This is a genomic window from Acinetobacter amyesii (assembly GCF_023499985.1).
GTDB lineage: Bacteria > Pseudomonadota > Gammaproteobacteria > Pseudomonadales > Moraxellaceae > Acinetobacter > Acinetobacter amyesii.
Genome location: NZ_JAMCOU010000031.1, coordinates 62333 through 88751, shown reverse-complemented (window position 1 = coordinate 88751; position 26419 = coordinate 62333). Strand labels below are relative to the sequence as shown.

Here is a 26419-nt window from a genome sequence, read left to right as displayed (position 1 = left end):
TTAATAGGTTTTTTAAAATTTAAAGTTCAGCCAATGAATGTAAAAATGCTTTCATATCATCAAGCTGTGTGGCTCTTAAGTCAGATTCTTCGTTCCAATAGAGTCCTACACAGTTTGCCTGCATATCAATAGCATAAATGCCCTTTAATGTAATGGCTAAATCCTTGAACTTGTCATCACCATGCACCAGTTCAAGTTTGTCATCGACCACTAAAGCACGCATTAAAGGCAAACGCGCATCTGGAATCAGCACACTGTAATACGCCACCATACTGGCACGCTTTTCAGATGCCATTGGAATCTTGGTCCAAGCAGGTGCAGCCACTAAACGTGGGTGCAGCCCCATCTTACGCGCCTTCTCGCGCATAATGCCCAAGGCTTTTTCTCTAGGATTTACTCGAAGTCCAAAAATCGACCCAAGTACAAAGACCACAATAAAAACGGTAACCCAGATTCCAGTATTTTCCATAGCACAACCTTTATATTCCTTTATTAGAGTTGCATAAGCGCAATATAAAACGCAAGTTCACTCGATAAAATTAATTCAGGAACATCTCGTGGCTATATAGCACTTCGTGACCATTCCAATAGATATATCCTTTTTCGATCAACTCTTTAAGTAGTAATCGAACGTCAGATTGTGGGAACATTTGCTCCAATAAATCACGTAAGGCGTAGATATCTTTTGGTTTATCTGACTTTAATTCATGCAATTTTCGGATCACTTCCATTTGCACAGGATCAATCTTATTGAAATTTTTAAATAAGCCTTGCTGTGCAGCCTGAATCATCGACGCCGTATCATCAGTATTTGAGGTTTGATCTTCGAGTGAAGCAGTAAATGCATTCAGGTCTGTTTTTATGGGCAATGCTGTTTCAGCCGTCGCATTTAAATCTAGCTGTACCCATTGTTTGAGTACTTTTTTTCGAATCGAAATTTGCTCATCAAAGCGTTTGACGATTTTTAGATTGATCAACATACCGACCAAATGCTGAGCTTTTTCGCTAGAGACTTGCAAAATATTCATCAATGAGTTTTTCAGTTTATCCAAACTGTTGGGTTTGCCACTGAGTTTTTCCAGACCATCACAATAGTGTTTAATCAGTAATAAATCAGGTTTATTCCGAATGGTTTCTAGGTCAGGAATTTTATACTTCACTTTATGTGAAACTTCTTGTTCTGATTGAATTTGAATAAGATGTGCACTGAGTCCAGAGCCATCCAATTGTTCCATCAGTAATTCAATATCAGGCATTGCTGAAATGACTTCAATATGCGCATCTGGATCCATCAAGGCCATCAGTTGCCCCACAATCACCGCATATTCAAATTCTTTTTGCGGCGTTTCTGGAATATCCAAAACCACCAATTGGCCACTCGCGATCCACCCTGCAATTTCAGTCAAATCTTCAAGTGCATACTCAAATTTTCCATTGCAGCTAAACACATACAAAGTACTGTAATGTTCAATGATATTGCGCAATAGATTTGCTGTAGGCGGGTTATTTTCCAAATCTAGCAGGACAACTTTTTGACTCATGAGATGAAATAATGGGTTTCGATCAGCAGATGCGGTGCATTAGACCTGTCACGCTGCAAAAGGTCAAATAAATTTACACCAATCCAGAGCTTTGGCGCTGATTCGTCATCTGCCTGTCATTCAATAGTGACATTAATAATGCGGTGGGCGGTTGGTCATTGGGTCAAATGCCGCAATACCTTCAGATAAATCTGCCGATTCAATACGACGATACAACATCTGCATTTGTTTCTTTAAATCAGCGATTTCGGCGTTTTGACGCGCAACTTGATCATTCAATTGATCAACTAAATCATCTAAAAATGCAATTCGGACTTGCAAATCTTCAATGGGTGCGGAAAATGACGCCTGTTCATCAAGATTTTGTTGTGTAGTCAATTTACACTCCTCATATAAGATTTCAGGAAACATTATGGCCTATATTACTTTAAGGGACGTCCAGCTTGCATTTGGCGGACCTTCCCTACTCGACGGCGCGAACTTCAGTTTAGAACGTGGCGAGCGAGTGTGTCTAATCGGTCGTAATGGTGAAGGTAAGTCTACTTTACTTAAACTGATTGAGGGAACTTTATTGCCAGATGGCGGTGAAGTTTCATTGCAAAATGGCATTACGATTTCAATGCTTGCTCAAGATGTACCCATGGATTCGGGCAAAGTTGCTGATATTGTTGCCGATGGTGCAGGTGAAGCTGCAACTGTATTACGTGCTTATCATGAAGCCAGCGAAGCCTGCGTACTCGGCGATATGGACGCCTGTGAGCGCATGGGTAACCTACAACATCAGATGGATCAAATGGATGGCTGGTCACTTGAAACCAAAGTGAATGCCATCCTCAGCAAAATGGGCCTAGACCCAGAAGCTGACCTTGCAGATTTGTCTGGTGGTCGTAAGCGTCGTGTTCTATTGGCACGTGCTCTCTTAACGCAGCCCGATGTATTGCTACTCGACGAACCAACCAACCATTTGGACGTTGAAAGTATTGAATGGCTCGAAAAATTCTTACTCGATCAAAACAACTTAACCCTGTTGTTTATTTCGCATGACCGCTCATTTGTCGACAATATTGCGACTCGTATTGTGGAACTTGACCGCGGCATTTTGCGTAGCTATGAAGGCAACTATTCACGTTACCTCGAACTCAAAGCTCAGCAAATGGAAGCGGAAGAAAAGCAAAATGCGCTATTTGATAAAAAACTCGCTGAAGAAGAAGTGTGGATTCGTCAGGGCATTAAAGCGCGTCGTACCCGTAACGAAGGTCGTGTTCGTGCCTTAAAAGCGTTGCGTGAAGAGTCTAAAGCACGTCGTTCACAACAAGGCAAAGTGAGCATGGCAACGCAAGATGCGCAGCGCTCAGGTAAAGTGGTCTTTGAAATTGAAAACTTAGCTGTGCAATTTGGCAACAGCGCACCAATCATCAAAGACTTCTCGGCACTGGTATTACGTGGTGACCGTATCGGCTTAGTCGGTGACAACGGTGTGGGTAAAACCACTCTTATCAAAGCTATTTTGGGTGAGCAAGAACATACTGGTACAGTAAAAACAGGTACACAGCTTGAAGTTGCTTACTTTGATCAGCTTCGAAATGCACTTGATCTTGAAAAATCAGTGAAAGATAACGTCTCTGAAGGCTCAGACCATGTCGATGTAAACGGTAGCCGTCGTCACATCTACAGTTATTTACAAGACTTCTTATTCTCTCCAGAACGCGCACGTACACCTGTTAAAGCACTGTCTGGGGGTGAGCGTAACCGTATTCTGTTGGCTAAACTGCTACTAAAACCATCGAACCTTATCGTGATGGACGAACCGACCAACGACTTGGATATGGTGACTCTTGAACTATTAGAAGAAATGCTCAGCGCGTACAAAGGCACACTGTTACTGATTTCGCATGACCGTGCATTTATGGACAACGTGGTGACGTCGACTTGGGTATTTGATGGTAAAGGTCAAATCGATGAATACATCGGCGGTTACCAAGACTATTTGGAACAGCGTCCTGACCAAACTGTTGTGGATCAAAAAAGCGATGTGAAAAAAGCCATGGCTAAAGCCGAAGCAGCGGCTGCCGCTGCGGTGCCTAAAAAAGTGAAGCTCAGCTATAAAGACCAACGTGCCCTAGAACAACTGCCGACTGAAATTGAAGCATTGGAACAAGAGCAAGCTGAATTGTCTGAAAAATTAGCCGACGGTTCTTGGTTCATGACTGACGCTGATGCTGCGACCAAAGCATCACAGCGTCTTGCTGAAATTGATGACGAAATGCTGGAAAAAATGGAACGTCTAGATGAGCTAGAAACGCTTGCTAAAGGCTAAGTCCACAAATATTCCACACAGAAAAAGCCGTATTTCGATACGGCTTTTTTATGTACTATGACTCGGCTGAATGGCTAACCCTGATGACGCTGTTTCAAATTGGAGCATACAGCGTTTGTAAAGACGATTCCGCTAATGTGAAAAGCTTGCTATGGTGACGTTCAATATAAGATTGAGTCACGAGCATGCAAATTTCAGATCAAATTGTCTTGGTTACAGGAGGCGCACGTGGCCTCGGTTTGGCAATTAGCCAAACTTTAATAGCTGAAGGCGCACGCGTGGTCGTGAACTATCTATCCAGTCAAACTGCGGCAGAACAGTTGGCGACCGCATTTCCTCAGCAAGTGTTTGCCTATCAAGCAGATGTCACAGATAAAGCTCAAGTAGAACAGCTTTTTGCCGCAGCAGAAGCACATTTTGGTACCGCGATCACCTCTGTCGTAAATAATGCCCTCATCCATTTTCAATTTAATGGCGATGCCCGTCCTAAAATGGAAGAACTGACTGCACAGCACTTACAGCAACAATTTGATGGAGCAGTCGTTGCTGCTCTCAACACCACTCAAGCGGCGCTTCCCAATATGAAAGCACAGGGTTTTGGTCGCATTGTCAATATTGGTACCAACCTAGTACAAAACCCCGTCGTGCCTTACCACGACTACACTGCAGCAAAAGCGGCACTTTTGGCCTTCACTCGCACAGCGGCGCATGAGCTAGGTGAGTTTGGGATTAACGTCAATATGCTTTCAGGCGGCTTATTACAAAGCACCGATGCCAGTAAAGCCACACCCGATGCCGTGTTTGATTTAATTGCGGCATCAACACCTTTACGCACAGTGACCACGCCTGAAGAATTTGCTGCGGCCATCATGATGTTCTTGTCCCCTTACTCACGTGCGGTCACAGGGCAGAATTTGATTGTCGATGGCGGTTTAGTCAAAGGTTAAGTCTGATGCAGCATGAGGTTGAACTTTCTCTTTCAATTCAGCTTCATGCTAAACTGAACCCTATTTTTTAATCTTTGATTTAGCCCTATGAGTCAAAAGCCAACATATCAACCCGGAAAATTCCAATGGTCTTTCTTACTTCCGCAGTATTGGGGAATATGGATAGGGATTGTATTTCTTATGATTTTGGCGATTCTTCCGTGGGCAATTCAGTATCGACTTGGGCAATTCCTCGGTTCTGTCGCATTTAATAATCTCAAATCACGTCGTAAAACCACGATTCGCAACTTGGAAGTTTGCTTTCCTGAATGGACGGCAGAACAGATTGAAGCTAATGCAAGACAGGTTTTTATCGACCAAATGATTGGTATTTTTGAAACCTTAAATGCATGGTACAGCCCGCAGTGGTTCAAAAATCGGGTGCAAATTGAAGGCTTAGAACATATTCAAAATGCACAAGCTGAAGGCAAAGGTATTTTACTCCTCGGCACACATTCTACCCTGCTCGATGCTGGTGGCTATTTATGCGCACAGTTCTTTGAGCCGGATGTGGTTTATCGTCCGCAAAATAATCCGCTGTTGGATATGTTGATTGTGCGTTGCCGTGCCACCATCTATGCCAACCAAATCGACCATGATGATATGCGTGGCTTGATTCGCAATCTGAAAAATGCCCATGCCATTTGGTACAGTCCCGATCAAGACTTTGGTTTAAAACAAGGGGTCATGGCACCATTTTTTGGTACTCCAGCAGCCACTGTTACTGCGCATCGTCGCTTATTAAAAATTGCTAAAGCCGTGGCGATCCCGTTGTATTTTTATCGCGATGGCGACATCAGCAACCCTCAATATCATGTGTTGATTGAACCTGCTTTAGACAATTTTCCGAGTGAAGATGAAGTTTCGGATGCTGTTCGAACCAATAAAATTATTGAAAATCAGCTACGAATCGCACCGACGCAATACATGTGGTTCCATCGCCGTTTTAAAACCCGCCCACAAGGCTATGACAAAATCTATTGAGTTCAACTCAGCACATAAAAAAGAGAAATGCTATGAAAGTGATGCAGCTTTTACCTGAATTGAACAGTGGCGGTGTCGAGCGAGGAACCTTAGAAATAGCTCGTGCTTTAGTGACCGCTGGCCATGAGTCCTTAGTGGTTTCAAATGGCGGCCGTATGGTGACTCAATTGGAAGCCGAAGGCTCAACTCACCTCACGCTCGCAATCCATAAAAAAGCCTTATCAAGCTTATGGCAAATTCGTCCTCTACGTAAACTGATTGAGGAACATCAACCAGACATCGTGCATGTGCGCTCACGTGTCCCTGCATGGCTCACGCATTTTGCCCTCAAAGGGATTCCTGCAAACAAGCGACCTCACCTGATTTCAACTGTACATGGTTTTTATTCGATTAATCGCTATAGTCAAATCATGACGCAGGCTGAAAAAGTCATTGCGGTCTCAGATAGTGTTGTCAAATACATCACGGACAACTACAAAAACTGTCCTACCAAGGACATTGTGCGTATTTATCGTGGCATAGACCCCGCTGCTTTTCCACATGGTTATCAACCCTCAGCACACTGGCTCAATCAAACCCTAAAAGATTTCCCTGAACTAGAAAATAAGCGTCTGATTTGCTTACCAGGCCGTATCACCCGTTTGAAAGGTCATGAAACCCTGATCCATTTAATGGAACAGCTACAAACACAGTATCCCGACGTACATGCGGTGGTGGTCGGTGGTGCAGATCCGAAAAAAGCGGCTTATTTACAAGAAATGCAAGACAGTATTGCGGCTAAAGGGCTGAGTGATCGGATTACTTTTGTCGGTCATCGTTCAGATATCCGTGAATGGTTAGCTTTTAGCGATTTGGTTTTGTCTTTGTCGAGCCAAGCGGAAACCTTTGGACGGACAGTACTTGAAGCACTGTCTGTAGGTACACCTGTAATCGGTTGGAACCGTGGTGGCGTAGCTGAAATTTTATCGAATGTCTATCCGCAAGGTTTAGTCACTGTCGATGATGAAACACAATTACTCGACACCTTAAAGTTGCATTTAGACCAACCACAACACGTGCAGCCTATCAGCATGTTTAGTTTAAAAGAGATGTGTGATCAGACTTTGGAGTTGTATACGCAAGTGGTCTCTCAGCATTCAGCTTGATTGAACACACGCCATAGATCTTTGCTGTGCAGGATAACGCTCTGGAAATCTTTTTAATTCGGCAACTCGATCAACATCTAGAAAGGATATTGTGCATTTCACAATATCTTTTTTTCTATTAGGATTTTTTAACTGGCGATTTAATCCTTTCATTTAGCCCTTCAATTTCGGGCTTCCACTTAGCCCTTCCATACACGGTATCGGGACATCAACCAAAGGATTAGCGGCAACAACATGACATTTAGAATATGTTTCAAACTTTGCCCTATACGCCAAAAGCCTCTATCTAAAATATCATGGCGTGCATTAAACAATTCCAATCCCACTGCGACGACCACAACCGTCCAAATCGCATAATGTGATTTCAATTGGCGGTGATGGCAAAAGGCCACAAAAAAGAACAGTATTAAGCCAAGGTAAATGGAAAGTGCATCGGTGGATAAGTGTGTAATCTGCAATATTTTTTGGTGCCATTCGGACAGCATAGAACGTCTCATACCTATATTTTTATTGGAAATTCATCGTTTTTTTCTTGGCACACTGTATAAAGAAATTGATCAAAAGAAAAGCAAAAAATCTATATCACAAAAGCAAAACCCGAGTTCTGCATCCTGCAAAACTCGGGTCTATGAGGTTGTGCTTTCACAAGTATTCTTTTTATTTTTTATTGGCTTTCCTTTCCTGCATCCGTTCCGTGATGCTTCCATCGGCTTCGTCTTCCTTAGTGGGATGTTCCTTTCCCAGTTCCATGTGCCGATGAACAAAGAATAAGTCAATACACTTGACCTGACCATTCGTCAGAAGCCGAAAGCTGTGTAAGCTATTTCTTACACTTTTCTCTTAAATCAAACACAAAATCAAGGTGCCTTCGTACCATCCTTATAATCATGGGCGATTTCATCAGTCACAATCTTCTCCTCTTTCTCAGCTTTTTCTATACCCTCCTGAATTGCCTCTTGCGCTTCTTGTTCATCTTCATCTGTTTGCTCTAATTCTTCTTGGATTTGCTCAAATACCCTGCCTGTTTGCAGCACCACATAGACTGGAAAATGGTCTGAACCGATATTGGGCAAGCGTTCCATATGTACCAATGCAAAATCTGTACTATGAAAAATATGGTCGAGCGACCAACGCAGCAGTGGATAATTGGCATGAAAGGTATTTACGAAATGCCGTCCAACACGTGGGTCTAAAAGCCCACTGATTCGTTGAAAGAGTCGTGTAGTACGTGACCATGCCACATCATTCAGGTCCCCCATAACGATGCAACTTTCATCTAAATCTTTAATCTGATCGCCCACAATCAGCAATTCTGCATCGCGTAAAGTTGAATCTTTGGCTTCTGTTGGACTTGGCGGTTTGGGATGTAAACAATACAGTTGAACCTGATTTCCTGATGCTAAGGTGACTCGGGTATGGATCGAAGGAATTTCATCACTGAGAATAAATTTGACTTCAGTTTCACTAAGTTCTAACTTGCTATACAAATGCATCCCATACAAATTATCCAAAGGTACGGGTACGCGATAAGGATAATCAGCTTCAATCACTGCCAATTCATTTTGCCAAGTTTGATCTGTTTCTAGCGTGAGTACCAAGTCAGGTTGATGCTTTTGTATTTGTGCCAATAATAAGTGATATTGAGTATTCGGCGTAAGTACATTTGAGACAATGATTGAAATTTGTTTCTGTTTATCTAACTGGTCTGATCGAACTTTTTTGACTTGTTTTTTCCAAATAAAGGTATAAGGCAAAACCATTTTTAATTGATATGCCAAGGCAGCAATCAACCCAATTAAAATGATTTCACGCGCCAAGTCCCATTCAGCATTCCATAAAATTAAGGCTATGAAGGCAAATATGCCCAAAGCCAAGATTTGCAGACGCGGAAAATCTGCACCACGAAACCACCATTCATCTCGTGGTATGAGTGACCAAAATGTCAACCAAATGACGAAGCCCGCCAGTATTTCAATCCAAATCATTACGCCTCCCTTATATTCTTTATTTTTTATTGATTCATAAATTTATATCAGTTTTGCATGTAACATAAACAAGATATATTGCACAATATTATTGGTGTTTTCATTATGTAGCGCTTGCAGTTATGCGCCCTTTTGGTACACTCGAACCCCCTTTTTATTTTTTTAACGCACCGAGGCAAAGTGACATGAAAGTAGGTCTGGTCGGTTGGCGCGGGATGGTTGGTTCCGTCCTTATGCAACGTATGGTTGAAGAAAACGATTTCGCTCATTTCGAACCGTTTTACTTTTCTACCAGTAATGCAGGTGGTGAAGCCCCTGCGTTTGGTGGTAAGACTGCCCCAGCACTTATGGATGCAACGGACATTGATAGTCTGAAGCAAATGGATGTCATTATCACCTGCCAAGGTGGCGATTATACGACTGAAGTTTTCCCTAAGCTTAAAGCTGAAAACTGGAATGGTTACTGGATCGATGCTGCATCGACTTTACGTATGGACGATGAAGCAATCATCGTACTTGACCCAGTAAACATGAACGTAATCAAAGACGGCTTAGTAAAAGGTACAAAAACATTCGTGGGCGGTAACTGTACCGTTTCATTAATGTTAATGGGTTTAGGCGGTCTATTCCAAAATAATTTAGTGGAATGGGCAACGTCTATGACATATCAAGCGGCATCTGGTGCAGGCGCGCAAAACATGCGTGAACTGATTTCAGGTATGGGCTACTTGTACAACAATACCAAAGATTTGCTAGATGACCCACGTTCTCCAATTTTAGATATCGACTCTAAAATTGCACAGTTACAACGTGGCGAAGGTTTCCCATCTGCGAACTTCGGTGTGCCTTTAGCAGGTTCTCTCATTCCTTATATCGACAAACAGCTTGAAAGCGGTCAGTCGAAAGAAGAATGGAAAGGTCAAGTTGAAACCAACAAGATCTTAGGCAACCAGCAAATCGTTCCAATCGATGGACACTGTGTCCGTATTGGTGCAATGCGTTGTCACTCACAAGCATTGACTTTAAAACTTCGTAAAGATGTTCCACTGGATGAAATCGAAGATATTATCGCAAGTGCCAACGATTGGTCTAAAGTGGTTCCAAATACCCGTGAAGCGTCAATGACTGATTTGACTCCTGTTGCTGTAACAGGCACCTTGTCTGTTCCAGTTGGTCGTCTCCGTAAGCTCAACATGGGTAAAGAATACCTAGGTGCATTCACTGTAGGTGACCAATTGCTTTGGGGTGCTGCTGAACCTTTACGTCGTATGCTAAGAATTCTCATTGATTATAAAAATACTTAAGCATTTTTAAGTCTCTGAACAGGAAGCCGATCACAATTGATCGGCTTTTTTATGTAACTGTCGTGTAAATATTTTACAATTCTTTGACAACTCGCTAATCTATAATTTTCGCCATGCGACATATATTCGAGCTAAAGATTAAGATGACCGTATATAACAAATTAAAGATCGCCATTTTAGCCGTTATTGCATCTCAAAACATTCAAGCGATCAGCATTGATCCTGTACAAGTCCAGTCAGCACCTGGGGAATTGCTGTACGCTGAGATTCATTTTCGCCACTCAAATACATCTGTGCCGCTCGATGCAAGTTTAGCCACGGCAGAAGATTTGTTGAGTATGGGTACAGGGCATCAACCACCGGGGCATTTAAACTTCTTTACGCGTCGTGATGGTGCGGGCAATGGGGTAATTACCATTACCTCTTCGCGTCCAGTGACCGATGCTGAGCTTAATTTTATTGTTAATATTAAAGAAGGTAATGCTTCACGCCTGCAACAAATTCGTACCCCATTAAAACGCAATCCAACCACATCGAATGCGAATCAAACCGCCAATGAGCGTGCTTTAGCACCTGTCGTTATTGTAAATGAAAAAGAAATTGCCCTAAATTTACCTGTTAGCACACTCTACACCGCACAAGCACCTGTAGCTGCAGAACAACCCTTATTACTCAGTACCAAAGCACCGCCCAAATTAGCAACGTCAACGCCTGTTGCGATTGAACCAGTCACGCATGTGCAAAATTATAGCGTTGCACCTGCGGAGCAAAATAGCACAAGTACTTCATCTAGTTCTGAAACATCAATTTCGCAAGTTACAAAAACCAATTCGACCGGCTCTGTCAGTTCAGAAATGCAAGCTGCAACAGCATCAACTGCAAGATCTCAAGACCCATTGGCACAAAAATTTGCTGCGGAACAGGCAGCACAAAAACGTGAAAATCCAACAACGACAGCTCCAACAGCATCTACACCAAACCCTACAAGTACCGCGGCTTCATCGACAGCAACACCAGCGGCAAAATATGTGGTTCGCTCGAATGAAAGCCTTTGGGGGATTGCTTCACGTATTGCGACAGAACAAAACCGCCCTGTTTCTGAGGTCATGCAACAGATTAAAAACAGCAACGAACATGCATTCATTCAAGGCGATGTAAACCGTCTGCGCCGTGGTGCGGCCTTAAATCTGCATGGTATGCAGCAAGCAAAACAGCCTGTAAAAGTCTCTGCTGCAGAACTTGCCAAAGTGCCTTCGAAGCAGTCAGGCAAAACCAAATACCGCCTGAATCAAGCTGAAATGAGTCTGGTGGCAGAGAAAGCGCAAGATTCAACACAATCTTCTGCCAACAGTGCAGCAGAAAAGAATAAAACTTCGAAAGAGTTGTCATTAAAAGTTATGACATCTCGTGAAAAAACCGTTAAATTACAGAGAAACGTAACTCAATTAGAATTGGCGCTAAATCAAAAGGATCACAGAATTCAATTATTAAATGCTCGTCTTGCTCAACTGCAACAACAGTTGAAAGCTCAACAAGCAGATAAAAGAAGCCAATAAACTAAAACGTTACCAATCAAGATTTTATAGGGATGAGTGCAACTTTATATCGCTCTATCTCCAAGGGGTTAAAACATGCTGATTTATGTGATTCCATTAGTGATCTTAGTGATCGTATTGGTTTTTTTAAACAAACGCCAAAAAGGTCAAGAATCAGATAAAGCCAAACCGACATCCACTAAAACCAAGAAAACGGGTGTTTCGGCCAAAGCGACTCCGAAGAAAACTCAAGTGGTTGAAAGCAGTGTCATTGAAAAAAAATCAATGACGCCATTAACGACCGATGCTCGTGGCAAAATTGAAAAATTAATTGCGGAACGTAATTTCTTTTCTGCTGAAGCGCAAATCAATCAATCATTAAAACGTGATAACTCACAACATGAGTTGTATCTATATCTCTTAGATATTCACATTTTACAAAAAGACGAATTTGCCATCAGCCAATTGCTGAGCCATATTCGTTCACTTGAACTCGATGAAATTTTAGAACAAGCTGAAGCAAAAAAAGTAGAGTTTGAAAATTCTCAAAATGTGAAAGATGATGCCATTAACTTTGTATCACCAATCACTGAAGAGGTTCCATCAAAAGCTCAAAATACCTCTGATTTTGATGCTTTAATGCAAAGTTCAACTGCTGCACCTGTTGAACCCAAAGCAGCAGAAATTAAACCTCTAGATTTTAATTTCACCACTGAAACGCCAGCAAAAGCAGACATTTCAACCCCAGTTGAAAGTGCGCCTGCTGAAAAAATACAGACGCTTGAATTTGACACGCTTTCAATTTCACCAGAACCTGCACTTGAAGCAACACCGACAACTGAAGAGATTGCTCAGCCATCTCCTGCCGTTGAAGAAATCAAACCGATTGATTTTGTAATGGACTTTGCCCCAAGCACTGAAGCTGCGGCTGAAACCAAAACAGAAACTGTAGAAGAAAAAATCGAGCCTTTAGATTTTTCATTTACAACAGAAACATCGGTTGTAGAAGAAAACAAAGTTGAAGCTCCAACCTTAAACTTTGACTTAGGTGCTTTTGAAACAGCAAAAACAGAAGACGCGGTTGTCGCTCCTGCAACAGAGATTAACCTTGAGTCTACGCCTGAAGATAAACCTGCCGCACCTGCTTCAAGTGGTGTGAGTTTTGACATTAGCGGTTTAGGCACACCGTCAACCCCATCTGCTACAGACCAAAATGATCCATTGGTTCAATCATTCCCTGAACTGGTTGAAGTCAATGAAATTGAATTGAATCTTGAATTGGCAGCGCAATACATCAAACTGGGTGCTTATGACGCTGCACGTGAAATTTTAACTGAAAAAGAGGCTGAGTTTTCTTCATCTCAACGTCAACAAGCAGATCAGTTACTGAATCAAATCGCATCTTAAGCAAAAGCGATTTAAACTAAAGCAGTCTTTCAAGGCTGCTTTTTTTATGATGAAAAAAATTGCTCTTATTTATATGGGTGGTACCTTCGGTTGTATCGGTGAACCATTAAGCCCCATGCCAGCGAATGCGTTTTTACCTAAATTACAGCATGTGCTGCCACTACACCTAAACATTGAATGTTTTGTTGCACCTGTCATTCGTGACAGTAGTGCTTGTACTGCACCCGACTGGCTAGCACTGATCCAACAAATTCAAAGTTTACAATTACAACAATTTCAGCATTTCGTAATTATTCATGGCACAGACACGCTTAGCTATGCCAGCGCAGTACTTGCACACTTTATGGCACATTCTGCTCATATCGTGCTTACAGGCAGCCAATATCCGCTGTTTAATGTGGCTGGTGACAACACGCGTGAATTTACCGATGCCATCGACAATTTAAATTTTGCATTGGAATCGGTACACCAATCCAGTGTTGGGGTTTATTTGGCCTTTCATCATCAACTGATGCATGCTCAATCCGCACTAAAAGTACATACAACCGATCTGAAAGCCTTTGATGGGCTGCCAGCCACACAGCCACTTTCAATACTGACATCGCCTTATATTGTTCAAGTCAATGATTTAGACAAAGCGGCTCATTTCAATTGCCTGAATTGGATGTGGCAACCGATAACAACTGATCTACACATTCAAAATTTAGCCGCCCTGCTTACACACACGCCAGATGTTTTAATTCTGCAAGGTTTTGGCACAGGGAATATTGCCGTTGATGCTGAATTACTCAATGTATTGAAAGCCATACAACAAAAAAATTGCAAAATTATCTTAAGTACACAGGTTGTTCATGGCGGTATAGATCAACGCTATGCTGTGAGTGACTGGGTCAAAGACAGTGGAATATTACTGAGCAATTGTTTGGGTCATGCAGATCTTTATGCCAAATGCTTGAAAATGTATTTACAATACGGCAGTGCCGCAGACTGGACTGCGCATTGGAACGATTAAGTCATTTGAGGTAACTATGCAACGTTTTGCGATTGGGATTGAGTTTTGTGGCATGCAATACAAGGGCTGGCAAACTCAGCAACCGGGCGTACCAAGCGTGCAAGAAACCATTGAAACCGTCCTCAGTAAAGTGGCCAATGAGCCAATCATGTTGCACGGCGCTGGCCGAACAGATGCGGGCGTCCATGCAACCAATATGGTGGCACATTTCGATACTCAGGCGATTCGTCCCATTCGTGGATGGTTAATGGGCAGCAATAGCCAATTACCCCGTGATATTTCCATCCAATGGATTAAGGAAATGGATCAGGACTTCCATGCCCGCTTTAAAGCGCAAGCACGTCGTTATCGCTATGTGGTCTATAACAATCCACAGCGACCAGCTTTACTGCACAAGCAAGTGACCCATGTTTATGCAAAATTAGATGTGCTAAAAATGCAACGTGCCGCGGCCAAATTTGAAGGCACTCATAATTTCGAAAGCTTCCGTGCCGCAGCCTGTCAGTCCAATCAGCCTGTTCGTCATGTCAGCCATTGCCGTCTGATCCAACACGGATGTTACTTGGTCCTAGATATTCAGGCCGATGGTTTTTTACATCACATGGTGCGTAACATCATGGGCTGTTTGTTGGAAATTGGGCAAGGTATGTATGACGTTGACCATATTGACGATATTTTTGCTGCTGAAGATCGTAAAGCAGCAGGTGTCACCGCACCACCCGATGGACTATATTTTATCCATGCAGACTATCCAGCTCAGTTTGAACTTCCTCAAGTTCCGTTAGGACCACATTGGCTAAATATGCCTGAATAAACAATCCCTCCCAACCTCACTTTCACAGAGAGGGTGTTTCATTTCCGCCATTGCCAGATTCTAAAGATGAAAATCCCTCTTTGAAAAAGGGGGATTCTGTTTAGGGAAGGATTTTATCGAAGATCAACCTTAACGCTGCTTCCGCTTACGATATTCCACGGGCGTTTCATTGGTCCAGCGTTTAAATGCGCGATAGAACGTACTTGGTTCAGAAAAACCCGTTAAGTACACAATGCGCTCCACACTTTCATTGGTATTGGCCAATAATTTTTTAGCCAAACGACAGCGATAGTCTGACAAAATTTGCTGAAAACTGGTATTGGCTTCTGACAACTGAGTCCGTAAACGACGCGGAGTAATGTTGAGCTGCGCAGCAACCGTTTCGAGTGTGGTTTCACCGCTTTCAAGCGTTGAACCAATAGCACGGCGAACTTCACCGACCAAATCATAACGCGCCAACTCCTGAAGCTTTTCAATCGCCAACTGCTCATGCAATTGTAATAACTCAGGTTCTGCCTGCCACAATTGATACTCTAAAATAGCCGGATCAAAATACAATCGGGTTTCTTTCTGCCCTAAGCTCACAGGGCATTCATAAACACGGAAATACTCATCATCTGGCGCGCCCTGACTAAAGTTAAAGTCGATATAAATCGGCTGAAAACGCCCTTCAGTAATAAACTTAAAGAAACGCAAAACACCGGACATCGCGCATTCAGAAAAATGACGATTCACGATATTTTCTGCCCAAGGCTGATGACCATTGGTCAAATAGCAGCGGTCATCTTCAATCACCAATTGTGCATGAAAGGCATCGCTAATTAGGCGTTGATACGCCAAAGCTCGCTTTAAACCTTCACCAAAATTCTCAGATGAAATAAATAAGTGTTCAATCACTTGCCCTCGATATAAAGGCAAATGCTCTCCCAGATGCAAACCAATATCAGGATCCTTACTGACTTCTTCTGCAGCCACCCAGAACGCAAATTGCGCATTCAATGGGGTACGGTCATTGGTTTCAACCTGATTTAATGCCACACCCGCTTTTGTTAAAATTTCTTCTGTTGGCAATCCGGCACGACGAATCGCTTGATACCCTAAACGCAACACAACAGATGCATCAGTTAGCTGACCCACTCCAGAACCTTCCTTGTATGTACTTCATTTATACCTAAAAAGATTGATTTTAGATTAACTGCGATTGACCAAACTGACAACTGTTACTGCACATTTTTTGTTGAAAATATTTAACTGAATTGTTCGCTTATTTTACTGACAGTCGATCAGTTCAAAGCCTTTTACGGCTTGTATTCTGAAAAAAAATTGACTATAATTTGCGCCTTGCTAATTTATTCATTCAGGTAGGCTATGGCCAATAAAGAGGAACTCATCGAGTTCGAAGGCGTTGTCACCGAGACGCTTCCTAATACTATGTTCCGTGTACGTTTAGAAAACGGTCATGAAGTGATTGCTCACATCTCTGGCAAAATGCGTAAACACTATATCCGTATTTTGACTGGCGACAGTGTTAAAGTAGAAATGACACCTTATGATTTGACTAAGGGTCGTATCACTTACCGTGCGCGCTAAGTTTTAGCGAAGCGAAAAAGCCACTTTATCAGTGGCTTTTTTTGTATTTATTTCAATGCAATGATAAAAATTGACTGCAAAATTGCTTTCCTTTACAGTCTAAAAACATAAAAATTCGATTATAAAATTCAAAATATAAGGACATAAAATCATATGAAACATCTAGGATTAGTCGGTGCTATCTTTTGTGTTGCTTGCGCCACGACAGGCCAAAAGCAACTCAATCAATCCCTACAACACTATATTGGACAGCCAGCTGATCAAGTTCGTAAAGAGCTCAACTTGAGTCAATTGGGCTACAAAGTGATGGGAGCACCTGTACAAAGCAATGAAAAACTCAGTTATACCATTTTACGCTCAATGCCAATTCCGATAGGTACACCGAATATCGGCACCAGTATAGCCATGGGCGCCCCTATCCCAACGCCGTCTAAAGGTGGTGTCACTGTCGATATGGAATGTAAAATCGAGTTCAAATTACGCAATCAAATAGTTGAATCCATTGACTATGTTGGCAGAGCTTGTTGATCCTGTATGAGAATCCTAGAGGCTAATCTTGCTCAGCTGACCGTGTATCAAATGACTACAGTGTTATACAGACCGATCTGACTAAACTGAATTTATTTCGTGAGAAACTGACCCATGAAATTTATTTTAGAACATCAGGTTTACGAAGATCAGCGTTTCATTCGCCCGATACTGAGCATGGGATGCGTTCTAAGCATTGTATGGTTGGCTGGCTGTACCACGACATCAACGATATCCTCCGTTGAGCGTGAACGCTATTTAGCCTCATTTATTGGTCAATCGAGCCAAGCGATTCAAGCAGAACTTAATCTCAGCAAACTCGGCTATCAAAGAACCTCTCCCGTAGAGGTCAGTTCTGACTACCTCCGTTATCGTGTCGCACGCCCGATCAGTATTCCTTTACCGATGGCTGAAAATCCCGCAATGGGCATGGGGAGCGGCGCTGCTGTGCCGATTCCCAGTGGAAATACACGCTATGAGGTTGAGTTAAACTGCCTTATTCAATTTCGCTTAAAGCATAATATTGCAACTGATGTCCGATTAACTGGTCGCACCTGTTAGCGCATCAATTCTAGGATTGATAATTTCTAGGCACAAAAAAACGCAGCATAAACGCTGCGTTTTTTGATTCGCCATTAGTTCAATGCAGAAACTACAGCTTGACCCATTTCAACAGTACCGACTTGAGTACTGCCTTCTGACATGATGTCACCTGTACGTAAGCCTTGATCTAAGACGTTACCTACTGCATCTTCAATCGCTTTTGCCGCCGCTTCTTCACGGAAGGTATAGCGCAGCATCATAGCAACAGACAGAATCGTTGCTAATGGGTTCGCAATGTTTTGACCTGCGATGTCTGGCGCTGAACCGTGGCAAGGCTCATACATACCTTTACCATTTTCATCTAAAGAAGCCGATGGCAACATGCCGATAGAACCGGTTAACATCGCCGCTTCATCAGACAAGATATCGCCGAACAAGTTACCTGTCACGATTACATCAAACTGTTTTGGCGCACGGACCAATTGCATGGCAGCATTGTCAACATACATATGAGACAAGTTAATTTCAGGATACTGCTCTTCTTTTAACGCAGTTACGGTTTGTTTCCAAAGCTCAGTCACTTCTAGCACGTTGGCTTTATCAACTGAACATACTTTACCACCACGTAAGTTCGCCATTTCAAAAGCAACTTTGGCAATACGCTTGATTTCAGATTCTGCATATACGTCAGTATTGAAACCTTGTTTTTCACCGTTTTCGAGTTCACGAATACCACGTGGTTGACCGAAATAGATCCCGCCAGTTAACTCACGTACGATCAAAATATCCAAACCTGCTACGATTTCAGGTTTTAAGCTCGACGCATCTGCAAGCTGCGGATAAAGAATTGCTGGACGTAAATTGGCAAATAAATTTAATTCTGAACGAATTTTTAATAGGCCACGTTCTGGACGAATTGAACGCTCAATAGTATCCCACTTAGGACCACCCACCGCACCCAATAAAATCGCATCAGCAGTCTTCGCTTGTGCCGCTGTTACTTCTGGATAAGGTGAACCGTGCGCATCGATCGCTGCACCACCTAAAAGACCTTGTTCCCAAGTCAAACCTAAGTTGAATTTCTCGTTTACACGTGTCAGCACTTGTTCAGCCGCTTTCACGATTTCAGGACCAATACCATCACCTGGTAAAATCAAAATATGTTTTGACATGAGTCTTTCCATTTATACGCTGGCTTGATTACCAGTCAGATTTAAAGTTTCTTTTCTACAAACTCACCAAGTCCTGTGAGGACATTGTACGGTCGGCAGAAACGTCGAATCGTTTTTGCACCTTGCTTTAAGTCTACACAGAGCGGATCAGGCGCAGATTTATCTAGTAAACTGCCTCTGTTTTTTGAACGCTCACGGTACATTTTAAAGGTGTACTCGTGTTTGGACCTAAAGTTGTGAATGACATGCAAGCGCTCTGCTTTTTCCTGAGAAATAGGATAATAGCGAATCACGACTTCATGCTGACCTGAAGGTACGGACAAATACAAAGGATTAGGCTCAGACAATGAACGACCATTCAACCGTACAATACCTGCTTTAATCGCAGCACGTTGTACATGTTGATTATTTGGATCAACCACTTGTATTTGATCAAAACGCTCAAATTCACAGTGCGCTGTACCTGCACAGTAAATCAAAGCATTATTTTTTGTACTTTCAGTTTCCTTCACATTTTTAATGCGTGCCGTGTCAAAGCTTTGACAGGCAGAGAGCGTTGCAAACAGCGCTCCCGTTACAACCAGCTGACCGAAGAACTTTTTCATTTTTCGAACCCAACCTGATAAATTCTGGCTAACGTATAAATTTTGTTTCGCCTGATATTAACAAGACTTAAGCCGACTGACTACTAAGAAGTTCTACAGTGACACTGACTTAAGCTTTAATGTCTGCAAATACCCAAGGGCGAGATGCTTTGGTTTTTTCTTCATAAGCACGGATCTCATCGGCTGCTTGTAAAGTTAAACCGATATCATCCAAGCCATTCAATAAGCAGTGTTTACGGAATGGATCGACTTCAAATGTAAATGCTTCACCACTCGGTGTACGCACTTCTTGCGCAGCCAAATCAATGGTTAATTGATAGCCTTCAGATGCAGCACATTCTTTAAACAACTGATCGACGATCTCTTCAGACAAGATCACTGGCAACATGCCATTTTTAAAGCTGTTATTAAAGAAAATGTCCGCATAGCTTGGTGCAATGACGGTACGGAAACCATATTCTTCTAATGCCCAAGGCGCATGCTCACGGCTCGAACCACAACCAAAGTTTGCACGAGAGATCAAAATCGACGCACCTTGATAACGCGGTTTATTCAATTCGAAATCTGGGTTAATTGGACGTTTTGAAATGTCCTGACCTAAATAGCCTTCATCCAAATAGCGCAACTCATCAAATAAGTTGGCACCAAAGCCTGTACGCTTAATAGATTTCAAAAACTGTTTTGGAATAATTAAATCTGTATCCACATTGGCACGGTCTAATGGTGCAACGATACCTTGTTCAACGGTATATTTTTTCATGCGATTTGCTCCTATTAGCCCTGATTAGAAGGTACGAACGTCAACGAAGTGACCAGCGATTGCCGCAGCTGCCGCCATTGCTGGACTCACCAAATGCGTGCGACCACCATTGCCTTGACGACCTTCAAAATTACGGTTAGACGTCGATGCACAGTGCTCACCTGGTTGCAATTTGTCGGCATTCATTGCCAAACACATTGAGCAACCCGGCTCACGCCATTCAAAGCCTGCTTCAATTAAGATTTTATCTAAGCCTTCTGCTTCTGCTTGTGCTTTCACCAAACCTGAACCCGGCACCACCATGGCTTGCTTAATCGATGCCGCCACTTTTTTACCTTTGGCCACTTCAGCCGCTGCACGAATATCTTCGATGCGTGAGTTGGTACATGAACCAATAAATACACGGTCTAATTGAATATCAGCCAATGCCTGACCCGCTTCTAAGCCCATGTAGTTGTATGCACGTGTCCAGTCATTACGCTGTACGTCATCTTTAGCTTGTTCTAAAGTTGGCACTGCTTGAGATACAGGAATCACCATCTCAGGAGAAGTCCCCCAAGACACTTGTGGCTCAATCTCTTCACCTTGCAACACCACAACAGTATCAAAATGCGCGCCTTCATCAGACACTAAAGTCTTCCAATATTCTACTGCAGCATCCCACTGTTCGCCCTTCGGTGCATATGGACGGTCTTTTACATAGGCAATGGTTTTGTCATCGACAGCCACCATACCCACGCGCGCGCCACCTTCGATCGCCATGTTACACACCGTCATACGACCTTCGATCGACATATCACGGAATACTTGACCACCAAACTCAATTGCGTGACCTGTACCACCTGCCGTACCGATTTTACCGATAATTGCTAAAACCACGTCTTTAGGAGTTACGCCTTGACCCAAGTGACCGTCAACACGCACCAACATGTTCTTCATTTTCTTTTGAACTAAGCATTGAGTCGCCAACACGTGTTCAACTTCCGATGTGCCGATACCATGAGCCAAGCAACCAAAAGCACCATGTGTTGCTGTATGTGAGTCACCACACACTACGGTCATACCCGGCAACGTTAAACCTTGTTCAGGCCCAACCACGTGCGCGATCCCTTGACGTACATCGTTGATGTCAAACTGGGCAACATTAAAAGTTTTACAGTTGTCATCTAAAGTTTGCACTTGGATACGTGAGGTATCATCTTCAATACCTGCAATACCTTCAGCACGCTCCTTAGTAGACGTAGGTACGTTATGGTCTGGCGTTGCAACGTTAGCGCTTAAACGCCACGGTTTACGACCTGCAAGTTGTAGCCCTTCAAAGGCTTGTGGAGAAGTCACTTCATGCAATAAATGACGGTCGATATACAATAATGAAGAGCCATCATCTCGTTGTTTTACTAGATGGTCATCCCACAATTTGTCATACAAGGTTTTTTTTATTTGGGTTTCCGCTTTTTGGGTTTCGCCTGCCATGTCGATTTGCTCCACTGGACTGGGTAAATTCTTTCGTTAAATCGATTATAACCACGTATTCACATAAATCTAATTTATCATTTTTATTAGTTTAAAAACTTATAGGAATGATATTTAACTGCTGATTTCCGCTGCATTTTAAAGACCATTAATGCGTTTAAAACACGCTCACTTCAATACTTTCAGCCGATGGAACTTTAGAATTTTCTCCGACTTTTTGTTCACTTTCTGCCATTTTTAGGCAGTGATTTAGAAATTCAATGATCATAAATTGAATTTTCTCTTTTACATTGCAAATAAGAATCATTATTATTAACTCATTGCCAAGATTTATCAATTTAACAAGGAGCATTCTCATGGCACACATTAACAAGTTCGTCGAAAATAATGAGCGCATGTTCAAAAAAACCTTGAGCTATTACATCATGCATATCACGGTTGCGATGTTGGTTGGTTATTACGTGACAGGCAGTATTGCAATGGCTATTACCTTAAGTTTACTTGAACCAACTGTTCAAGCGGTTGCCTTTTTCTTCCACGAAAAAGCATGGGAAAAGAAAGATAAAGCTGTAGAGGAAAATATCCCCGCTTAATCCAACCCTGCTCCTTGTAAAAAAACCACCATCACGGTGGTTTTTTTTATGACCTTTAAACGTTTTTTACTCCATCTACTTTAACTTTTTATCGATTTCATCCTATAGATTCAAATGTAGACAGCTCATCAAAGCTTGGTTTTTTGCTGTAAGGCCAGCTGTTCATGCGCCTCGATCAATTGTTCTATCGCAAGAATCAGTTTGTTTTTTGCCGCATTACACTCGGCAGCTGCACGGTTTTCGTCGTCTTCATCGTCTGCGATTTCATATATCGCACAGCGCTTTTCGACTGTCCCTTCAAAAATATCCAATAAATTTTTAATGTGTTTCATATCCATCGCCTTCTCCCTGTGAGATAAAACATAGCTAAAAGATGCCGCCCTGACTGTACCTGTTGCTTTAATTATTCACTGAAAACTATGTTCCCCAAGCCATCAAAACTTGAACTCATTTTTTTGTTCTAGTTTAAAGCTGAGTTAAAAAGAAAAGCCATCTCTCCTCTTTAATTCAAACGGTTAAAAATACTTTTCAGCCCTATATTTTTTATATTATGCATAACTGTGGTTTCTGTTTAAAAAACAACTTTGTAACAGCGCATTTGAGCTGAAAACGTCACAGCTTCATCTCGAATCATGCAACAATCAAGCACTCGAATAACGCTATAGAACTCGGAAAATCCCCTCAGATTTAACGCGTAGTATGGCTTGAACGCCTAGTTTTAAATCAAAAGATACAACTTTCCCTTTGATTTATTCTTAAAATATTATAACAATGAGACTAAGCATAAAAATTCTTTATAGGAATGAAGATGAATCTCGCAGCCTTTGAAGCCTTTGTAAAAGTTATGGAAACTGGTTCGATCTCTTTGGCAGCAGATCAGCTCTTCATTACGCAACCTGCTGTAACCAAGCGTATTCATAGTTTAGAAGAATACTTCGGTGTCAAACTTTTTGAATCCGCGGGTCGTGGTGTTCAAGCGACGCATGCAGCAAACTCTCTCTTGCCAAAAGTAAAAAGCTGGCTGAATGAGTTGGGCGATATTCACCATACGCTCAGCCATGAGCAAGGTCAGGTTCAAGGTAAACTGAAAATTGGTACCAGCCATCATATCGGCTTACACCATTTACCAGCGCATTTGCGTCAATACGTACAGCAATTTCCAGAAGTGACCTTAGATGTACACTTTGTTGATTCTGAACAAGCCCATGAGCAAGTTTTGGCTGGCGACTTAGAGTTGGCATTTTTGACTTTACCACCACAAGGTGACAGCCGTTTAAAATACATTACGACATGGAATGATCCACTGGTATTCGTGGTTGCGCCTTTCCATCCTTTGGCGCAAGTTGAGCATTTAACTTTAGAAGATTTGATCCAGTACCCAAGTCTTTTGCCTGCGGCGCAAACCTATACCAGTCAAATTACTTTGGCTGAATTTGAAAAGTATGGACTAAAACCAAAAGTCACCATGAGCAATAACTCACTTGAGTCGATTCGTATGTTGGTTTCCATTGGTCTCGGTTGGTCAGTCCTTCCTAAAACCTTATTGAACCAAGATTTAAAACAACTGAATTTACCTTCAAATATGAATCGTCAATTGGGCATGGTATGGCACCCAGGCCGTACTCAGTCACTTGCTGCACAAAAGCTGGTTGAATTGATGAAACACATCTAATTCATTTTTTTGCCTACAAAATTCAATTATTAATCAAGCCACCGCTATGGTGGCTTTTTTATTGATCTGTTTAAGCATTTAGAAAAAGCGAATAATTTTCTATATGTTGAATAGTCGCTTAAATTTCTTTTGCATTAAAAATGGGATCGCCTATTTCAGCCGATCCCATTAAAAAACCAAGGAAGACCTGTCAGTTTTACTTCGTCAATGAATCTTCATGTAATGATTCATTCAATTGATCGACAATAATCGCCCACTCACCATCTGACTTAATTTTTTCGGCCAAGAACTGGCGCTGAGCATCTGTCCAATAATCTGCTTCGGTAATTTTAGTTTGGGCACTGAGTTGATGCGTCACGATAAATAAAGCAATCGCGTCTTCACTCGAATCTAAACCCAGTTGTTCAAATAGATGAGTCATGCGTGGACGTACACTCATTGTCATTCTCCGTGTTAAAACTTATTGTTTATGGATACAAAATTATTCTGTTTTAAGGATATAACACGGAACGAACACGCACTCAATTACAGAATTCTATAGCGGTGAAAATTGAATAAAAGGCAAACTGAGCATAATCATCACGACAGATTGAATAAATACCAACAATAAAGGCAGCCCCCAGTTCACTCCTCCTTCTTCAGCAAACACCTGTTCACTATATTTCGGCTGCTGCATATAGGCTTTGGTCTTTTGCACAGCAAAATCGCTATAAAGCCGCTTTCCGATCCCAGCGAGTATGAGGTTAGGAATCAATGACAGCCCCATCAAGACTTGTTCAGGCACACCGATGATGAGTGCCAACATGCTAATCAAAAAACCAACCGCAAAGAATAAGAAGAAATAGCGGTACATCTTTCGATAGAGTAACCAATAGGGTCCAAAAATTAGCCCTGCCCAACTCAGACCATTGTTCTGTCCAACTTGTTGTTCAATGAAATTTAAATAAGATTGAGCACGTGGCCCAATAAAGATTTGAATTAAATGTTTAAAAGAAGCTTCTGTCTGCATACGGAGCGATAGTTCAAATAAGTGAGTCGAGGGTTAATCAAAAGAACATCAAAAAAAAAGCATCTCAAGATGCTTTTTTTCATGTTCATCTTTAGGCTTGAATTGACCAGTCTTGAATGTCCCAACCTTGTTCTTTTGCTAGGACCTCTAAACGATCATCTGGATTGACTGCAATTGCATGATCCGCATATTCCAATAAGAATCGATCATTGATTGAATCTGAATAGGCCCAAGACTCTGTCACATCACGACCTTCTAACCATTGATTCAAACGGACTAATTTGCCTTTTTGGTAGCACGGAGTATTAATTACTTTACCTGTATATTTACCATTCACAACTTCGGCATTGGTCGCAATGATTTCAGTAATGCCGAATTCACGAAAAATCGGTGCGGTAATAAAATCAGACGTTGCGGTGATCCCGACCAATTGATGCCCTGCATCTTGATGGCGATGAATGGCAGCATAGCCCTCTGGACGCATTTGCGCACGAATAACTTTTTTCATAAACAACTGATGTAACTCAGTTAAGTAGGCATTGTCATGTTGGGTTAAAAACCCAAATACAAATTCGTTATAGGCAATCGGGTCAAGCTGGCCTTTTTTATAATCATCATAAAATTTGTCATTCATGGCACGATGACGAATTGGATCAACCAAGCCTTCATTGACCAAAAACTCCCCCCAAGAATGGTCTGAGTCGGTATTTAATAAGGTGTGATCAAGGTCAAACAGTGCCAATTTCATGAAAATACTCGTAAAAGCTGAAATTTAAGAAAAAAATTGTAAATCTATCTCCGCTAGTCGATAGAAATTCGTTAAGATCATAACAATTTTAACATTTTTACACTTTGCTTTTTCGAGATGGACACAGAAATAAACGTCCCCGTGAGCAAAGTCATAAATTACACAATATTTAGGTAGCCAAATGATCGATTCAGAAGGTTTCCGACCCAACGTCGGGATCATTTTGGCAAACGACATTGGACAAGTTTTATGGGCAAAGCGCATTGGTCACAATGCCTGGCAATTTCCACAAGGAGGTATCCAACATGGAGAAACCCCCGAACAGGCACTTTACCGTGAGCTGAGAGAAGAAGTTGGCTTACTGCCCGAACACGTCCAGGTGATAGCACAAACCCAAGGGTGGTTGCGCTATCGTTTGCCACATCGGTATATACGTACTGATTCAGCCCCCGTTTGTATTGGTCAAAAGCAAAAGTGGTTTTTATTGAAACTGACAGCTTCAGCACAGCATATTCAGCTTGATTTGTCAGATCCACCTGAGTTTGATCAATGGCAATGGGTCAGCTATTGGTATCCACTAGGACAAGTGGTGAATTTTAAACGCGATGTATATCGTAAAGCCATGGTGGAACTTTGCAGTCAGCTTCCACAAAAGCCGTAAAAATTTGCTGAATGGATGCAGATTTTTAGGATGAG

The 26419-nt window shown here is 42.1% G+C and carries 29 protein-coding genes; 15 read left to right on the top strand and 14 right to left on the bottom strand.

Annotation, left to right across the window (positions count from 1 at the left end):
- Positions 1-19: 19 nt before the first annotated feature.
- The 3 genes from M5F03_RS09065 to M5F03_RS09055 form a co-directional block, all read right to left on the bottom strand.
- Positions 20-469 carry a hypothetical protein gene (locus tag M5F03_RS09065; RefSeq protein WP_078189705.1) on the bottom strand — a complete coding sequence of 150 codons (450 nt, stop codon included), beginning with the start codon at positions 467-469 and terminating at the stop codon, positions 20-22.
- A gap of 70 nt (positions 470-539) precedes the next feature.
- Complete coding sequence (locus M5F03_RS09060) at positions 540-1541, bottom strand: hypothetical protein (RefSeq protein WP_249708105.1); 1002 nt, start codon at positions 1539-1541, stop codon at positions 540-542.
- Positions 1542-1673: 132 nt separating this feature from the next.
- On the bottom strand, positions 1674-1919 hold the full coding sequence (locus tag M5F03_RS09055; protein WP_078189840.1) for a SlyX family protein: 246 nt from the start codon (positions 1917-1919) through the stop codon (positions 1674-1676).
- A gap of 34 nt (positions 1920-1953) precedes the next feature.
- Between M5F03_RS09055 and M5F03_RS09050 the strand changes: the two genes are divergently transcribed.
- The 4 genes from M5F03_RS09050 (at position 1954) to M5F03_RS09035 (ending at position 6973) form a co-directional block, all read left to right on the top strand.
- Positions 1954-3858, top strand: a complete 1905-nt coding sequence (locus M5F03_RS09050) for an ATP-binding cassette domain-containing protein (RefSeq protein WP_168377902.1) — start codon at positions 1954-1956, stop codon at positions 3856-3858.
- Positions 3859-4043: 185 nt separating this feature from the next.
- Positions 4044-4805 (top strand): 3-oxoacyl-ACP reductase, encoded by a 762-nt coding sequence (locus M5F03_RS09045; RefSeq protein ID WP_249708103.1) that lies wholly within the window; start codon positions 4044-4046, stop codon positions 4803-4805.
- 87 nt (positions 4806-4892) lie between these two features.
- Complete coding sequence (locus M5F03_RS09040; RefSeq protein WP_249708100.1) at positions 4893-5828, top strand: LpxL/LpxP family acyltransferase; 936 nt, start codon at positions 4893-4895, stop codon at positions 5826-5828.
- A gap of 32 nt (positions 5829-5860) precedes the next feature.
- A complete protein-coding gene (locus M5F03_RS09035; protein WP_249708099.1) occupies positions 5861-6973 on the top strand; it encodes a glycosyltransferase family 4 protein in 1113 nt (370 codons plus the stop codon).
- Between the two features lie 179 nt (positions 6974-7152).
- Here M5F03_RS09035 and M5F03_RS09030 read toward each other — a convergent pair whose 3' ends face one another.
- Positions 7153-7458 carry a hypothetical protein gene (locus M5F03_RS09030; RefSeq protein WP_249708095.1) on the bottom strand — a complete coding sequence of 102 codons (306 nt, stop codon included), beginning with the start codon at positions 7456-7458 and terminating at the stop codon, positions 7153-7155.
- A 372-nt stretch (positions 7459-7830) separates the two neighbouring features.
- Entirely contained in the window at positions 7831-8958 is a 1128-nt protein-coding gene (locus tag M5F03_RS09025; protein WP_249708094.1) for an endonuclease/exonuclease/phosphatase family protein, read from the bottom strand.
- 185 nt (positions 8959-9143) lie between these two features.
- Here M5F03_RS09025 and asd point away from each other — a divergent pair, with 185 nt between their 5' ends.
- The 5 genes from asd to truA all read left to right on the top strand — a co-directional run bounded on the left by asd (position 9144) and on the right by truA (position 15030).
- Positions 9144-10262, top strand: coding sequence for an aspartate-semialdehyde dehydrogenase (gene asd / locus M5F03_RS09020; protein ID WP_249708093.1), 1119 nt, complete (start codon positions 9144-9146; stop codon positions 10260-10262).
- Positions 10263-10405: 143 nt separating this feature from the next.
- Positions 10406-11818 (top strand): FimV/HubP-related protein, encoded by a 1413-nt coding sequence (locus M5F03_RS09015; protein ID WP_249708091.1) that lies wholly within the window; start codon positions 10406-10408, stop codon positions 11816-11818.
- A gap of 75 nt (positions 11819-11893) precedes the next feature.
- Positions 11894-13204, top strand: coding sequence for a T4P machinery localization factor FimV (fimV, locus tag M5F03_RS09010; protein WP_249708089.1), 1311 nt, complete (start codon positions 11894-11896; stop codon positions 13202-13204).
- Between the two features lie 49 nt (positions 13205-13253).
- Positions 13254-14216: an asparaginase domain-containing protein gene (locus M5F03_RS09005; RefSeq protein ID WP_249708211.1), complete on the top strand. Its 963-nt coding sequence runs from the start codon at positions 13254-13256 to the stop codon at positions 14214-14216.
- A gap of 16 nt (positions 14217-14232) precedes the next feature.
- Positions 14233-15030 carry a tRNA pseudouridine(38-40) synthase TruA gene (truA, locus tag M5F03_RS09000; RefSeq protein WP_078189716.1) on the top strand — a complete coding sequence of 266 codons (798 nt, stop codon included), beginning with the start codon at positions 14233-14235 and terminating at the stop codon, positions 15028-15030.
- A 129-nt stretch (positions 15031-15159) separates the two neighbouring features.
- Here the strand turns inward: truA and M5F03_RS08995 are convergent, their stop codons facing one another.
- Positions 15160-16167 (bottom strand): AraC family transcriptional regulator, encoded by a 1008-nt coding sequence (locus M5F03_RS08995; RefSeq protein ID WP_078189717.1) that lies wholly within the window; start codon positions 16165-16167, stop codon positions 15160-15162.
- 231 nt (positions 16168-16398) lie between these two features.
- On the opposite strand from M5F03_RS08995, the gene infA reads away from it, so the two are divergent.
- From infA to M5F03_RS08980, 3 genes are all read left to right on the top strand, one after another.
- The gene (gene infA, locus M5F03_RS08990) at positions 16399-16620 is read left to right on the top strand and encodes a translation initiation factor IF-1 (RefSeq protein WP_001284370.1); all 222 of its coding nucleotides are present in this window, start codon (positions 16399-16401) and stop codon (positions 16618-16620) included.
- Positions 16621-16773: 153 nt separating this feature from the next.
- A complete protein-coding gene (locus M5F03_RS08985; RefSeq protein WP_078189718.1) occupies positions 16774-17148 on the top strand; it encodes a hypothetical protein in 375 nt (124 codons plus the stop codon).
- Between the two features lie 114 nt (positions 17149-17262).
- Positions 17263-17709, top strand: coding sequence for a hypothetical protein (locus tag M5F03_RS08980; protein ID WP_372491136.1), 447 nt, complete (start codon positions 17263-17265; stop codon positions 17707-17709).
- Positions 17710-17783: 74 nt separating this feature from the next.
- Here M5F03_RS08980 and leuB read toward each other — a convergent pair whose 3' ends face one another.
- From leuB to leuC, 4 genes are all read right to left on the bottom strand, one after another.
- Positions 17784-18863, bottom strand: a complete 1080-nt coding sequence (leuB, locus tag M5F03_RS08975; RefSeq protein ID WP_078192754.1) for a 3-isopropylmalate dehydrogenase — start codon at positions 18861-18863, stop codon at positions 17784-17786.
- Positions 18864-18904: 41 nt separating this feature from the next.
- The gene (locus tag M5F03_RS08970; protein ID WP_078189720.1) at positions 18905-19468 is read right to left on the bottom strand and encodes a hypothetical protein; all 564 of its coding nucleotides are present in this window, start codon (positions 19466-19468) and stop codon (positions 18905-18907) included.
- A 109-nt stretch (positions 19469-19577) separates the two neighbouring features.
- Entirely contained in the window at positions 19578-20228 is a 651-nt protein-coding gene (gene leuD / locus M5F03_RS08965) for a 3-isopropylmalate dehydratase small subunit (RefSeq protein ID WP_249708087.1), read from the bottom strand.
- A gap of 24 nt (positions 20229-20252) precedes the next feature.
- On the bottom strand, positions 20253-21701 hold the full coding sequence (gene leuC / locus M5F03_RS08960; protein WP_249708080.1) for a 3-isopropylmalate dehydratase large subunit: 1449 nt from the start codon (positions 21699-21701) through the stop codon (positions 20253-20255).
- A gap of 356 nt (positions 21702-22057) precedes the next feature.
- Here leuC and M5F03_RS08955 point away from each other — a divergent pair, with 356 nt between their 5' ends.
- Positions 22058-22294, top strand: coding sequence for a DUF2061 domain-containing protein (locus M5F03_RS08955; protein WP_249708078.1), 237 nt, complete (start codon positions 22058-22060; stop codon positions 22292-22294).
- A gap of 128 nt (positions 22295-22422) precedes the next feature.
- Here M5F03_RS08955 and M5F03_RS08950 read toward each other — a convergent pair whose 3' ends face one another.
- Entirely contained in the window at positions 22423-22626 is a 204-nt protein-coding gene (locus tag M5F03_RS08950) for a hypothetical protein (protein ID WP_249708076.1), read from the bottom strand.
- A 476-nt stretch (positions 22627-23102) separates the two neighbouring features.
- Between M5F03_RS08950 and M5F03_RS08945 the strand changes: the two genes are divergently transcribed.
- A complete protein-coding gene (locus M5F03_RS08945; RefSeq protein ID WP_078189725.1) occupies positions 23103-23966 on the top strand; it encodes a LysR family transcriptional regulator in 864 nt (287 codons plus the stop codon).
- Positions 23967-24162: 196 nt separating this feature from the next.
- Here the strand turns inward: M5F03_RS08945 and M5F03_RS08940 are convergent, their stop codons facing one another.
- The 3 genes from M5F03_RS08940 to M5F03_RS08930 form a co-directional block, all read right to left on the bottom strand.
- Entirely contained in the window at positions 24163-24405 is a 243-nt protein-coding gene (locus M5F03_RS08940; RefSeq protein ID WP_078189726.1) for a DUF2789 family protein, read from the bottom strand.
- A gap of 96 nt (positions 24406-24501) precedes the next feature.
- On the bottom strand, positions 24502-24975 hold the full coding sequence (locus tag M5F03_RS08935) for a DUF2628 domain-containing protein (RefSeq protein WP_180062911.1): 474 nt from the start codon (positions 24973-24975) through the stop codon (positions 24502-24504).
- Positions 24976-25066: 91 nt separating this feature from the next.
- Positions 25067-25723, bottom strand: coding sequence for an HAD family hydrolase (locus M5F03_RS08930; RefSeq protein WP_249708075.1), 657 nt, complete (start codon positions 25721-25723; stop codon positions 25067-25069).
- Positions 25724-25904: 181 nt separating this feature from the next.
- Here M5F03_RS08930 and M5F03_RS08925 point away from each other — a divergent pair, with 181 nt between their 5' ends.
- The gene (locus M5F03_RS08925) at positions 25905-26384 is read left to right on the top strand and encodes an RNA pyrophosphohydrolase (RefSeq protein ID WP_078192761.1); all 480 of its coding nucleotides are present in this window, start codon (positions 25905-25907) and stop codon (positions 26382-26384) included.
- Positions 26385-26419 lie beyond the last annotated feature (35 nt).